General features: G+C 37.4%; 11 protein-coding genes and 1 pseudogene. 4 read left to right on the forward strand and 8 right to left on the reverse strand.

Features of this window, described 5'->3' with window-relative positions; genetic code table 11:
• Positions 1-33 precede the first annotated feature (33 nt).
• The 8 genes from BTO23_RS16925 to BTO23_RS16960 form a co-directional block, all read right to left on the reverse strand.
• The gene (locus BTO23_RS16925; protein WP_060993050.1) at positions 34-561 is read right to left on the reverse strand and encodes a lipocalin family protein; all 528 of its coding nucleotides are present in this window, start codon (positions 559-561) and stop codon (positions 34-36) included.
• 220 nt (positions 562-781) lie between these two features.
• Complete coding sequence (locus tag BTO23_RS16930) at positions 782-1,960, reverse strand: patatin-like phospholipase family protein (RefSeq protein ID WP_060992805.1); 1,179 nt, start codon at positions 1,958-1,960, stop codon at positions 782-784.
• Positions 1,961-2,104: 144 nt separating this feature from the next.
• Complete coding sequence (locus tag BTO23_RS16935; protein ID WP_105064108.1) at positions 2,105-3,586, reverse strand: efflux transporter outer membrane subunit; 1,482 nt, start codon at positions 3,584-3,586, stop codon at positions 2,105-2,107.
• Complete coding sequence (locus BTO23_RS16940; RefSeq protein ID WP_105064109.1) at positions 3,573-6,668, reverse strand: efflux RND transporter permease subunit; 3,096 nt, start codon at positions 6,666-6,668, stop codon at positions 3,573-3,575. Before BTO23_RS16940 ends, BTO23_RS16935 begins: the two co-directional genes overlap by 14 nt.
• Before the next feature lie 9 nt (positions 6,669-6,677).
• Entirely contained in the window at positions 6,678-7,772 is a 1,095-nt protein-coding gene (locus tag BTO23_RS16945; RefSeq protein WP_105064110.1) for an efflux RND transporter periplasmic adaptor subunit, read from the reverse strand.
• A gap of 85 nt (positions 7,773-7,857) precedes the next feature.
• Positions 7,858-8,748: a LysR family transcriptional regulator gene (locus tag BTO23_RS16950; RefSeq protein ID WP_105064111.1), complete on the reverse strand. Its 891-nt coding sequence runs from the start codon at positions 8,746-8,748 to the stop codon at positions 7,858-7,860.
• 170 nt (positions 8,749-8,918) lie between these two features.
• Complete coding sequence (locus BTO23_RS16955) at positions 8,919-9,950, reverse strand: HlyD family secretion protein (RefSeq protein ID WP_060992800.1); 1,032 nt, start codon at positions 9,948-9,950, stop codon at positions 8,919-8,921.
• Positions 9,947-10,258 (reverse strand): hypothetical protein, encoded by a 312-nt coding sequence (locus BTO23_RS16960; protein WP_060992799.1) that lies wholly within the window; start codon positions 10,256-10,258, stop codon positions 9,947-9,949. Before BTO23_RS16960 ends, BTO23_RS16955 begins: the two co-directional genes overlap by 4 nt.
• A 219-nt stretch (positions 10,259-10,477) precedes the next feature.
• Here BTO23_RS16960 and BTO23_RS16965 point away from each other — a divergent pair, with 219 nt between their 5' ends.
• The 4 genes and pseudogenes from BTO23_RS16965 (at position 10,478) to BTO23_RS16980 (ending at position 14,840) form a co-directional block, all read left to right on the forward strand.
• Positions 10,478-11,398, forward strand: a complete 921-nt coding sequence (locus tag BTO23_RS16965; protein WP_105064112.1) for a LysR family transcriptional regulator — start codon at positions 10,478-10,480, stop codon at positions 11,396-11,398.
• A 14-nt stretch (positions 11,399-11,412) separates the two neighbouring features.
• A pseudogene (locus BTO23_RS16970) lies at positions 11,413-11,940 on the forward strand (OmpP1/FadL family transporter); the annotation flags it as partial.
• Between the two features lie 276 nt (positions 11,941-12,216).
• On the forward strand, positions 12,217-12,612 hold the full coding sequence (locus tag BTO23_RS16975; RefSeq protein WP_061004223.1) for a hypothetical protein: 396 nt from the start codon (positions 12,217-12,219) through the stop codon (positions 12,610-12,612).
• Positions 12,613-12,632: 20 nt separating this feature from the next.
• On the forward strand, positions 12,633-14,840 hold the full coding sequence (locus BTO23_RS16980; protein ID WP_105064113.1) for an ATP-binding response regulator: 2,208 nt from the start codon (positions 12,633-12,635) through the stop codon (positions 14,838-14,840).
• Positions 14,841-14,858 lie beyond the last annotated feature (18 nt).

Here is a 14,858-nt window from a genome sequence, read left to right on the forward strand (position 1 = left end):
TACCCAATGCCCGTTAACTAACGCAACAATTAATTATTGTTCAACAAAGATAAGTTCATTTGTTTTAAAACCTAGAGATTGAGCGGTTGATACAAAACGCTCAATCACTTCTTGATCAACGTCTTTTGTTCGAGAGAGTAGCCATAAATAATCTAAATCAGGCCCCGACACAAATGCATATTCATAGTTTTCTTTGTCTAACTCAAAAATAACGTATGAACCATAAAAAGGCCCAAAGAAAGACACTTTTAAATAGCCTTCATCTGGTTGATTAACAAATTTAGCTTTGCCAAGCGCTTCGCTCCATTCGTTATCTTCTGCCGAAAATCCCTTATTAATAACCTTAACCGAGCCGTCATCGTTCACGCTGTAAGTCGCACTAACTTGACTTAAACCACGCTCAAACGAATGATCCAACCTCGCAATTTCGTACCATTCTCCAAGATAGCGATTAAGCTCAAATCCTGAAATAGGCTGAACGTCTTTTGGCATCCCTAAACAACCACTTAGCATCATCAAGGTTGCACCTATAACACCAAATTTTGTTATCTTCTTTATCATCGTTATCATCGTTAACTCCATTAACTTTATCTCTTTATTATTACGAATAGTCCGTGTAAAAAGATCACTTGCCACTATTATTTTTATCACACCTATTTAACGCCATCCATAAACATTGCTTGTAAATATGATGTTGCCGCGATTAAACGAACGCTTTCACTACCAATAGCTCAATAGAACCTAATTCAACATCATATGTTTAATACATTAGGTAAGAACCTTAAAGATCAACCGAGAAGGTATTAAATTGAGGAGGCTTATCATCCCAAACGTTACCAATTAAAGTTTGTTCATACCCATATTTATACAAGTACTGCATATAGGTAGAATCAAACGGCTGATCAGGGTCTTGCTCTACCTCCAATGCCATATCACTTTCCATATGACTAAAATAAAAATCAATGTTTGAGCGTTGCGCCAAGTTATAAATACGCATCACATCTCCTCGACCTTGGTACTTAATTAACGTTGATAATGAGCGTGAAGCAACGTAATTTAAATTCAATTCTGGATCATCGACCTTAGGCTCAAATTCCCCATTTCTTATTACATAAATATGATGGTTTTTATTTGGATTATTCACACTAGATAACGAATCGGAAATTAAGAATACTTGCCTTGTCACTCCTCCATCGACATGCAGTTCTTGATAAGTTTCTTCATCACTTTCAACATTAACTCGGACTGCCGGGAATGCTCCTGGAATGGACGCTGAAGCTAAAATAATGTCTTCAAATAACCGTTGGCTCTCGTCAGATTTTAACGCTGCAATCTCTCCCATATTCCAAATAGACAATCGCTGGCTGCCTAAATCGGTTGTACCGACCAATAATAAGCGACCTTGGGCATTATATTCAGCGACTTTATCAAGCAATTCTGTTGTGACGGTTTCTCTTATTGTATTTTCAAGTGGCGAACTGTCTAACAATGCAGTTCCACTTAGCATATTAAATATACGTTTGGTGATAAAAATATCGTCAGTTTCTGTTGTGGTATAAAATTCGGTGAGTTCATCATCATAGTCTTCTCCTAAATACGCAAACACCGCGATTAATGCTCCTGTACTTACTCCCGTCACAATATCAAAGTCAGGTCTTCCCCCCATCTCGCTCCATGCAGTTAAAATGCCTGCACCATAAGCCCCATTTGCGCCACCACCAGATAACGCTAAGTAATGATGATCATCTTTTTCTTGTTGGAAATGAGATAAGTACACTTCATCAAAAAATAGATCACTGCTGTCACCCCAGTAGCGTAAATTGTCTTTTCCTAAAGGATAAACCTGATCGCTTTGTTCACTTGGAACAGCGGTGAAAGAAGCGCTAGTTGAACAACCAATTAAGGATGTGGTGCATAAAATAATAAAAGGCCATTGCCTAAGCATCGAAATAATGGACATAAATTCATTCTCTTTATGTTGAAACGCGTAAGGAAGTACGTAAGAGGCGGTACTTTAATAGCAGTAATAACGTGGTAATTTGAGGCAACTCGTACCGTGAACTATCAATGAACGTTCACGGTGTAAGTCATTTACTATGTGACGCTAAATCTCCCACTCTCCGCCCAGAGCTTTGTGTAACCCCACCACTGATTGCGCTGTTTGTAATTTAGCGGCCACGACTCTGTCTTTCATCATATTATGTTGTCGTTGTGCATCTAATACCGACAGATAATCAATCAAACCTGCGTTGTATAAAGCATTGGCTTTGCTTAACGCGGCCTCTGTTTGTTGCTGTGCTTCGGTAATGCTTGCTTGGTATTTCTGGCTGTTACCATAAGCAAACAACAACGTTTCTACTTCTGCAAAGGCGCCATTTACCGCGTGTTGATAAGTAAGAACAGACGTTTCAAGACGCGCTTCTTGAATATCTACCATTGCCGCGCCTCTGCCACCATCAAATACCGTCCAACTTACGCCTGCACTTGCCATCCAACCAAATGAGCCACTGTTAAACAAATCATCGAAATCACCGGCAACTAACCCTGGTGTGCCCGTTAAAAACAACTTTGGATATCGACTGGCAATAGCGGCGCCTAACTCTTCATTGATTGCGGCTATTTCTCGCTCAGCCATACGAACATCAGGCCGACGCTGCAATAAATCTGACGGTAGTCCTGTAGGGATAATACCGGCTAATTCTGGAGTAACTTGCTCAATTGAATCATCACCAAGATTCAGCGAACTAGTTGGTTGCCCTAACAAAATAGCCAATCGCTGCTTGTGAATATTCGCAGCAATATCTAGCTGGGGAATAATCGCCTCTGTCGCCGCTAACATTGCACTGGCCTGAGAGATATCAAGCTCTGAACCATAACCGTTATCAACCACTTTTCTTACCAGTTTCAACGTGCTTTTTTGGTCTTCAATCGTGCCCATTGCAATCGCTTTACGCTCTATTGCGCCGCGATATTGTAAATAGTTACTTATCACATCAGCCGTTACCAAGGTGTTTAATCCGCTTCGATAAATTTCGACTTGTTCTTTTCTTATTTCAGCCGCATCAGCTTGGCTATCAATTCGACCAAATAAATCCATTTCCCAAGCGATGGTAGCTCCGACACCAAAACCATCTTGCTGTTGGTCCATTAATGTCACACTAGAACCGACAAGAGGTTGAGCTGCAGCAGGTACCCCAATAGGTGAAACCGCTGCACCTAATAAAGGATCATTTTCACTGATTTGATAATTAACATACCCAGCACCAAGGCTAACGGTTGGCACTTTAAATGACGACACCATTTCATGATAAGACTGCGCCATTTTAATGCGCTCAGAAGCAATTCGTAGCGGAATATTCTGCTGCTGTGCGTCTGCAACCAATTGGTTTAATATTGGGTCATTAAACCCTTTCCACCACGCTAGATCACTTGATAATGTTTGTGACCCATTTACGCCTTCAATCTGGGTATAGGCTTCACTCATCGTCATTTCTGGCGGAGTATAATCTGGTGTCATGCTGCAACCTGTCAATATACCAGCCAAGAATAATGCTTTTGTTATTGTCGATACTTTATGCATTTTCATGGTTGATACCCTTCATATTAAGTTCGTTTTTGATTGACGTCATTTCCACATTTATATCGTTATTTGAGCGATCATTTTTATAGAACAATTTATACATTGCAGGCATTGCTAGCAGTGATAAGAACGTTGCTGCTGCAAGGCCACCAATAATGGTTGCTGCCATTTGGTCAAATAACCTATCTGATAGTAATGGGATCATACCTAATGCCGTGGTTAATGCGCCTAATGAAATCGCCATGGTTCTGTTTAGCGTGGCATCTTTAATCGCATCATCTAATAACTTACCTTGCTTACGCTCTAACTCAATTTGGTCCATCAATACAATGCCGTTTTTCACTATCATGCCAGACAGCGCGACTGCACCAATTAATGCCATGTAACCAAATGGTTTATCAAACAACAGTAAACTTAAACTGGCCCCAGTCGCCGCAAGAGGCACAGTGGTTAAAATAATCACAGGCTGCTTAAAGCCGTTAAACATTGCCACCAAAATAATCACCATTAAGATCAGTGCTTTTGGCAGTTGTGAAAAGGTATCCATAATTGAGCGATGTTCATCATAATATTCACCACCCCACTCAAATGTGTAACCATAAGGCAATTGAATCGCTTCAATCTCCTCGGACACTTGTGATCGTACTTGCGCAGCTGTTTTACCTTCAATCGCAGCTTGAGCCGTAATTGATGGCACACGATCACGTCGCCAAATCATGCTTTCCTCGTTTTTCAATTCAAAGCCATCAATAACTTGGCCTAATGGAACAGAATGAAGACCTAACAGTGATTTAACCGGAAGTTTTTCTAACGACGCCATGCTTGATTCTGGGCTTTTTAATAATAATGGAATTAACTCATCCTCTTGCTGCATTGCCCCCAATATCATGCCATCGGACGAGCGCTTTAATGCCATTGCAATATCAGCACGATTAATTCCCGCACGACGCGCCTGCTCTTGATTAATGATTGGTACCAAGACTTTACTGGTTTGACGCCAATCATCACGCACGTACTTAGTGTATGGGTTGTCATTCAAAATAACCTGAGCTTCTTGAGACAAACGACGCAGCACTTCAGGATCCGGCCCTGTAAATCGTGCTTCAATACTGAATTTATCTTTCGTTGCCAGTTTCAATGAACGGAATCTTGGTTCAGCTTGAGGAAATTCGTTTGTTAACCATTCATCACCACGCTTAACTAATGGTTTAATTGCGTCATAATCAGCAGTATTGATCACAATTTGACCATAACTTGGATCAAACGGCTCTGGCTCTACGGTTACAGAAAATCGAGGAGCACTGGCGCCCACATAAGTTGAGATTAAATCCACCTCAGGCTGCTCTAATAACCATGCTTCAATGCGTTTCATGTCTTGTGACGTTTCTTCAATTTTAGCGCCATTGGGTAACCAATAATCAAGGAATACAACTGGACGATCCGAACTTGGCATAAAGTTAACCGAGATTTGAGGGATAACCACCGCCGTCATTAACAGCAACGGAACCACCGCAGACAACGCTTTTTTAGGATTATCGACTGTCCAACCTATCACCTTTTTAAAACGACTTGGCTTCACGATCTCTTCACTGCCCACTTCTGGTTTTAGCCATAACCAACACATCAATGGCGTAATGGTCATTGCAACCAGCCATGAAAGCAACAACGATGAACACATGATTTTAAACACAGACCCAGCAAACTCAGCCGCATCGGTTTGTGAGAATAACACAGGGCTAGCGCCCATAATGGCAATGAACGTTGCTCCTAATAATGGCAATGCTGTTTCGTGAATACAATCGGTCGCGGCTTTGGTTTTTTCAATGCCACTTTTTACTTTTGAGGTGTACATATCGGTAATAACAATGGCGTTATCAACCAACATACCCAGAGCTAAAATGAAGGTGCCTAATGATACTCGCTGTAAATCAATACTCGCTAGGTACATATAAATAAGCGTTAGTAAAATCGTGACGAGCAAACTGGTTCCAACAATGGTCGCGCTTTTGAATCCCATAAAGATCCACAATACGACGACAACAATCAGCACACTTTCTAATAGGTTTAAAACGAAATTATCAATCGATTTTTGTACTTCATCGGGCTGAAAAGCAACAATCCCAACTTCAACGCCAACAGGTAATGTTGATTGATACTCAGCAATGACCTCATCAATGCTTGATCCTAAACTCACCACGTTAATACCACTCACCGGGCTCACCGCTAACGTCACTGCATCAATACCATTATAACGACTTAGAGATAACGCAGGCGTTTGATAACCCATTGATACATCTCCAACATCTTGCAATCGAATAAGTCCAGTACCTAGCTCGCTTATCCCCCCTTTTAGAGTGAAGTTTTGAATATCTTGCAGCGATTGAAATGAGCTACTTTGATCAATACGAATACGCTCATGTCCTGCCGCCATACTGCCTGCATCGAACACCATGTTTTGACTATTTAATTGGTTCAATACTTGAACGGTAGATAAACCATAAGCCGCTAAGCGCTCATCGGTAATATCAATATTCACTACTTGGTTTTGAACACCATGTAACTCAATTTTTTTAATCCCATCGACGGTTTTTAAGCGACGTTGCAGCTCTTTAGCGTATAAACGTAAATCGGCAGGTGACGTATCTTCTCCATAAACAGAGAAAAGCATGCCGTACACTTCAGAGAATTCATCTTGCACAATACTTATCTGTGCTGTAGCTGGTAAACCAAGCTTCACATCCGAAACTTTACGGCGTAATAAATCCCATTCTTGAGGTAATTGCGTTGATGAAATCGATTCTTTCAAATCAATAAACACCATCGACATACCCGGTTTAGATAGCGATCGTAATTTCCAAAGCGATCCCATTTCTTGTAATTTTGTTTCAACTTTGTCTGTCACTTGCTGTTCAACTTCTTCAGCAGAAGCGCCAGGATATAGCGTGACAACCACGGCACTTTTTACCGTAAAGCTTGGGTCTTCTAATTTACCCAATTTAAAATACGATAACCCACCCGCTATCACACACAATACCGTAAAGAAAATAACGAAGGTTCGTTGTCTTATGGCAAATTCAGCTAAATTCATCATAACCTCCTATTGAGTAACAAAGCGCAGTTGACCAACAGGGTCACCGTCTTTTAGATAATCAGCACCCGTAACCACTACTTTATCGCCAACCATTAGTCCCGTATTAATACACGCTTGGTTTGCATCTAATGAAGCCAGTTCTACGTGTCTGCTTTCAATTTCATGGTCATTCGCCAATAAGACTTTTTGTTCGCCTTTTTGTCCGATAAGTGCAGAATAAGGTAAACAGTACGCATTATTTGCATAAGCAAAAGGAACTGATACTTTTACGGCTTTACCCGGAAGTAAATAGACAGGCTTTTCTGACACATCAAAGCCGTCTAATTGAAAAGTGACTCGGTAGGTTTGCTTAATCGGGTGAGGTTGCGTTCCGACCTCTTTTAATGAGGCACTGTAAATCTGTTTTTCTTGATACCAACTGATATTGGCACTTTGATTTTCTTGGAATAAATGCGCGAGGTTTTCAGGTACATCAATCACCGCTTCTAACTGGTTTGGTTGGTGTAAGGTAAATACACTGATCCCCGGAATCGCTTGCTCAAACTGTTCAAATTTTTGATTCGAGATCACGCCATCAAATGGGGCTTTTAATTCGGTATAACCTAACGCATCATTTGCTCTGATTAGGTTTTGTTGCACCACTTTTACCATTGCAGCACTGCGTTTATAGCCACTTAATGCGCGGTCAAGGTTCACTTTTGCTATCGCATCATCTTGCGTCGCTTGTTTTACTCGAAGGTATTCTGATTTCGCTAATTGGTGTGCAGCTTTAGCTTCACTTAATCGTGCTTCAATTTCTAATACTGATATTTTGTAATCGTGTGGATCTAAACGTGCAATCACAGCCCCTTTAGAAATGCTCTGGCCTTCTTGTACCAAAACATCATGAATAGTACCGGGAACACGAAATGACAACTCAGCCATATCACTTGCTTGCAACGTACCAGAAAATTGCTTAATGCTATGAGTTTGTTGTGTGCTTAATTCTACAACTTCAATTGGACGAGGTGTTTTTTCTACCACCAAAGACTGAGTTTGGTTACAGCCAACCAACGCTACGCTAGATAACGCTAATACACTTATTAATTGTTGTTTTTTCATCACTGACTCCTAAGATTTTAGAGTCAGTGTATAGATATAAAGGAGTGAGATAAGCCAGTAAACGCGACAAACACTGTCTCAAAATTCAGGACAATGATACAAGCTTCGGCATTTCGATCAATAAATGGTCAATCAATAATCGAGTGACTCGAGATATTCCTTTTTTTTCAGGTGACAGTAACCAAATGTCTTCTTTTTCAGAGCGGTAATCCGGCAAAATATGGATTAACTGTCCATTTCGTATCTCATCACCAATCAATATTTGTGGTAAAAATCCAATTCCACGACCATGAATAATGGCATTTTTCACAAAACCAATACTATTACTGGTAAGCTTTGTTTTTACTTGCAGATATTCATCATTTAAATGCCATTGATTTTCTATTCCACTACTTGGCCAGCGATAACAAATGCAGTCGCACTGTTTAATATCTTGTATATTATTGATATTTTTATTCAAGGTGAGGAACTCAGGACTCGCAACTAATACACGTTCAAGCCCAAAAACTTTCCTCGCAATAATATTGCTATTGAGTAATTCTCCACCATGCACAGCCAAATCCAAACCTTGGGGATACATTTCTAAAAAACCATTATTGATAATGCGAATATCTAACTCAATGTCTGGGTATTTATCTTGAAATGAAAAAATAATCTCTTGCAGTGGGCCATCACTTTCTGGGAGCAAGCCAAATTTTATCTTCCCTTTAGGTGAGTCGGACACTTGCTGAGCCGCATCGTTAGCTTGATCCAACGCTTCCAAGGCTTTCAATAATTTTTGGTGATAAGCTTCACCATGCTGAGTTAAAGACAACTGTCGAGTAGTACGAAAAAACAACGCAACCCCTAAGTCCTGCTCTAACTCACTTATTCTGCGGCTAACATTACCTCTTGGTAGATCTAACGCATTAGCGGCTGCCGTAAAACTACCAAGTTTAACGACGACAGTAAACAAGGTTAAATCTTCAACTTTCATACTTTTCCCTTCATCATTAAAAACCCACTATGTCATAATTTTCATGACAATTATAATCATAGGCCATTCGTATCTTTGGCTATCAATACCATATTATTAAACAAAAAAACGAATTAACCACTCTAATACAGTTAACTCGCTTTATTTAAAATGTAGATTAAATGGTCTAACTATAACGCTTGTAAATAAGATTTAGCCGCGCTTAAACGAACTGTCGCTCCACCAATGACATCAATAAATCCCAATATAGAATAAGGTTTCTCTGCACTGATCCATGCTGATCCTGTTGCTCCTATTGGCATCATATCCATCGTATTTTGATCGATCTCTAAAATCACCGTTCGGCCAACAGGGGCTGAACCACGTTGAATATGACTCGATACCGATTGTTCTTGAGGTAGCAAACTTCCTTGCGCTTCACCAGTTGCATTCACTACACTGTGAACTCTTGCTCTAAAGATTTCACCCGGATATGCCGTGACGAAAAACTCACTAAATTGACCCGGCTTAATATTTTTATACGCTTGATCGGGTATGCGCATCTCAACAAACTTTTTACTCGTATCCCACAAATGAAGTGAACCAATACGAGATCCATCAGCAATAAATATGTGTGTCACCATGCCATCAAACGGCGCAGTAATAGTTAAACGGTCGAGTTCAAAATTTAGGTTTATTAACTGTGCTTCTAGCCCCAACTGCTTCGCTTCAAGTACATGAATATCAGCAATAAGCATTTCAACCAAATCTAAAGACTCTTCAGTATCACGAACCGAGACATGCTCTTTCATACCTACGTTACGTTTATGATTACGGTCAGCTTGTTGCAATGCGACTTGCTTTGCTTCGATGCTTTTTTCAACCTCAAGCTGAGCAGACTCTACCTCAATAATTGCAGAGGTAATTTTGTCATCTTTAAGCAAATAAAGAACCTCTCCTTTTTTGACATGTTGGTTATGATCAATGTAGATCTCATCAATATGTTGGCCAACAGAAGGGGAAAGTACAGCATGAGGTGCTTTTACTGTGGTTGAATTGGTCAAATCGGCAGGAGAATAAAACCGATGTCCTAAAAAAAGAGCCAGCGCTAATACCACACCAATAAAAGTAGTAATGAAGTAATTACGACCTGTCGGTTTAAGGACTTTAAATTTAAATAATAGCCAAACAATTAAGATATACGGCAGCATAATCTCTTTCATGATTGTGCTCCTCTAAACCAAGTTTGGACTTTATCCCAATCCGTCACTATCGCAAGTACGGCGAGAACCCATAACGGTTTCCAAACTAGCCCTAAAATACACATCCAAAAAATTAATTTTGCTTGAGCCAATCCTTTTTCTTTTGCCAAATGTTTAGGGATAGAGTGCACATACCACACCTTAGCGATAACCCATGCAATAACACCAAGAGTGACTAAAATAATAAACCACATAAAGACTATGGAATCGAGCAAAGCATAAATACTTGGGAGGGACTCAAATTCCAAGCTGGTAGGGTGTATTTGCATAATGGCACCTATCTCTCTTGATCTTATTTAATCTCATCCTGAATCTAAGCGCCCTCTTGTTCCATAAAATGACGAATTTAATTTATTGATACAATTAAAGATATCTAAATGGATAGTAATAACCAATGGCATAACCACATAAGTGATATATCAATATTGATATCTAAAAAAGATTAAGATAGATTAAAATACATCCGATATAAAAATAAAGGTGTCATCATGGACTTATCAGACTTTGATTTAAACCTCCTCAAAACACTCCTTATTCTTCTGCAAGAAAAAAATACAAATAAAGCAGCAGAGCGACTTAATACAAGTCAACCTGCCGTTAGTAGAACGCTTGCTAAGTTAAGAAATAAACTTGATGACCCTTTATTTATTCGCCAATCGAGGGGGTTAAAATTAACCCCAAAAGCGGAAGAATTGGCAATTCATCTTCCAAAAGTTTTCTCTGAATTAGAAATGGTATTACAAGGAAAATCATTCGAACCAGCACGACTAAGCGGGACGATAAAAATAGCAATGAATGGCTTTATTATTGAAACTCATGGATATCAAATATGCCAAGCCCTCACAAAAGATGCGCCAAACATTGACATTGAATTACACTCTTTTAGTCAGAAAACAGCCATTGAATTAGTTAATGGGGAACTAGATTTAGCTATCAGTTATTATCCTCTTGATATATCAAAAGAGTTAAGGCAAGTGCCTATCGGACGATTTACTTTTGATTGTATTTGCAGAATAGATCATCCTCTTGCTAACCAAAAACTAGATATGCAAGAGATATTTACTTACCCTCTTGCTGGATTAATAGTTCCAGAATTTAATTCAAAAACCATGCTTGCCACTAAATTTTCCGAAGATGAAATACTCAAAAAACCAATGCTTCGTTGCCAGCACGTAAACCCTATTTTAAAGGCCATAGAAAGCTCTGATATGTTATTCATTGCACCACAAAGTTTAATGGGCAGTTTGGACCAAACAAAATATGCGTTAATAAAAGTAGAGGACCATTTAAAGCGACACGAAATGAAAATAGCATTAACCTACAACAGCAAGTACATGAATTCGGCTAAATTTAATTGGATAGAAAAAATCACTGATAATATTTTACCTCCTAAGATGACAAGGCATTGATTGAACTTATACATAAGAATAAATTTAATAATGATTTGGCTAGAGTCGACCAGACACTATCCAGCGGAATGATCATGCCTGATATTATTGATATAAGCTTAAGCTACGCATTAAGCAAAGACTTAAATCTATTAGCTAGCATACAACTTCACCGCTGGAGCCATTGGGATGCTACCGTTTTAGACCTAAACCACGGTAAAGGTGGTGCTACAATTCAACGAGATTGGGATGATGTGTGGAAATTTGCGATAGGTTCTGATTACCGCTTAAATGCAGATTGGCGCTTAAAAGCCGGTTTCTCATATGAAACATCACCACAAGACGACCCGTCTATGCAGTGGGTCGATTTACCCGTTGGTGAACAATACCGCTACTCGGTTGGTGCATCGAGCTCATGGGATGACATCACGATGGACATGTTCTACGAATATGCTGACTTAGGCTCTGTGGATATGAACCGTCAAGTTATTGGTCTAGGAAAAGGCGTTAATGGCACTTTCGACGGCCGAATTCACTTTGTCGGGGTAAACTTTACCTTTTAATACAAGCCCTCTAATTTAAGCAGTACGCTGACTGTACTGCTTAGACTTCACACGATCTATTAATCTGATAAACACACTCCTTCAGTCACTAAATTATTAATTTCAATAATAATGACCGGCGATAACTTATAGCCTTGCATGCCTTAAAAAACCGATATGCAGTCTCTTATCCTACAATAGGCAGATAAAAATAAACAATCTAAGAAAATGCTATCAATACAAAAGTCAATAATCACTACTATCGTAAGTTGACATTCAATACATACTGAGCCAATCGTGAATATATTAATAGTAAGTAATTATTTTCTAATCAAAGAAGTAGCAAATAAAGTACTGCGTGAACTCAATGATGTACATGAAACAAAAACAATGAATGTGGCGAAGTTTCATAGCTTAACCACAAAAGATACCCATGACATCCCTCTTCCCGACCTTGTCGTTTACGATCTTGATAGTGAGAAATACTCTATAGAAGATAAAATGCAGTTCTTAAATGACAATTCATACTACCCCTTCTCAGAAGCAAAAAATTTCATTCTCATGGGATCATTTGAAAAATTGAGAGAAATGAAGCAATATAATATCTCGAATAAGACAATTTTAGAAAAACCATTCTCAGTAAAAATGCTACAAAACACAGTTAAAAAGAAGATTACTCTTTACCATACATAATAATAAATAAAGGCCAATTAATGCTTTTAAAAAATAAATTCTTTGTAGCTCTTACCGGTACAATCACGATCTATTCAATCCTTATATCTGTCGCCACCTATCAAATAATTGCCATCAATGAAAAAGAAATTACGTCAGTAACAACAAACGTTGAAAATAAATATATACACAGAAACGTATCACATTACGCAAACGACATGAGTAATCATTTAAGTGTAAAACTAAAAGAAATAAGTCACATATCCAATAAATACGCAAATATATTAAAAAAAAACAGCAATAATATTGAGGATGTATTAAATAAATCAAATGAAGAATTGAGAAAATATTCCACATCAACATACTTAATGAATGATGAAATAATATTCACCAATAAAAATGATCGATTTACCATTAAACAATATAAGATAAACAACGGTATTTACCTCACTTTCAAAACAAATATCACTAGGCTTGTCTATTCAATATCAGAAAGCCAAACTAGAAATGATTTCCTTTCATTGATTATTGATCAAGACATGAATGTTGTAACTAAAAACAAAAGCGCACAACAGTATCTTTCAGAATACAAAGAAAAATTAAATGACATAACAAAAATAGAAGAATTAACATTTGATGAAATGATAACCATGAGAAATATATCAACTAAAAAAGCATGGGATTCAGAAATTCATTTAGGAAAAGAGTTATATATTATTGCGACTCAACCTATAAATAATTACCCATGGAATGTCGCAGTGTTAATAAAGAAAAAAACGGCTAAAAGTTATAGCGAAGAACTTACAAATAAAATACATAATAACTACAATACTTTTATTAAAAAAATAATCAGCTCTATTATCATGTTAACTATATTAACTTTATTCATATCAACACTAATTGCCAACTATATTAAAGGTCCTTTAATTTTATTCAGCCAATGGATTAGAGAGATACAAAATGGTAACTATGAATATAATAACCCTCTATTATATAGAAAAGATGAACTTGGAGCACTCGCAAGAAATGTATCTTTAATGGCTCAACATATCTCTACTTTAGTTTATGATTTAGAAAAAAAAATAGATGATAGAACTAATCGATTAAAAAAATCAAAAGAACTAGCAGAGTCAGCAAACATAAAAAAATCAAAATTTATAGCAAATATATCTCATGAACTTAGAACTCCGCTTAATGCTATTTTAGGTCTTAGTTTATATCTTATTGAGAAAGAAGATGATGAAGAAAAAAAGAAAACATTAAATACATTATATAAAGCAGGAGAAGGTTTATTAGAGATGGTAAACGATATTTTAGATCTAAGTAAAATTGAAGCGAATAAAACAATAACCAATAATGAACCAAACTCTATAGATAATATAATAACTAATATCATTGATATAATAAGTTTTCAATCTAACTCAAAGAATATAAATATTAATTATAAAGAAAACAAATTCAACCATTTAAATATAGATAAGAAAAATCTAAATAAAATAGTAATGAATATTTTAAGTAATGCTATAAAGTTTACCGATAATGGTGGAAACATAAATATAAAAGTAAAATATCTTAATTCCACTAATCTATCGACTGATTTAATGCTAGAGTTTACAGACAACGGTAGAGGGATCGAAAAAAAAGACATCGAACGAATTTTTAATCCTTTTGAACAAATATATGATAAAGATAAAGATCAAGGAACAGGATTAGGCTTATTTATTACAAAAAAAATAATCGAGGATATGAACGGAAATATATCGATCGAAAGTGAAGTTGGTACTGGAACTTCAATTTATATTACCTTAAAAGATGTAGAAGTTATAAAAAGTAAAATCATCAATAAGTATCACCATATGAGAAGAGAGATATGCAAGTTCAACTCAAGAAAATACATCGCAATTGTTGATGATATTGCATTCAACCGTGAGGTGTTGAAAAAAAAACTAGAGCCTTATGATTTTGATATTATTGAAGGCAGTAATGGCAAAGATATTCTCGATAAATTGAATGAAAATCGACTTCCTGATGTAATTTTTACAGACATAAAAATGCCAGTAATGGATGGAATTGAGTTATCTAGAATAATAAAAGATCTAGAAAAAACCAAGCATATCCCAGTAATCGCAATTACGGCCCAAGGAATGCTCGATGAAGAAACTGAAATAAAAAAATATTGCGATGGTTATTTAACAAAACCTATTGATAACGAAAGTCTAGATCTTGTGATCTCACATTTGTTTAAATAATATTCGTTTATAGAAAGA

Source organism: Aliivibrio sifiae (assembly GCF_002954715.1).
Classification (GTDB): Bacteria; Pseudomonadota; Gammaproteobacteria; order Enterobacterales; family Vibrionaceae; genus Aliivibrio; species Aliivibrio sifiae.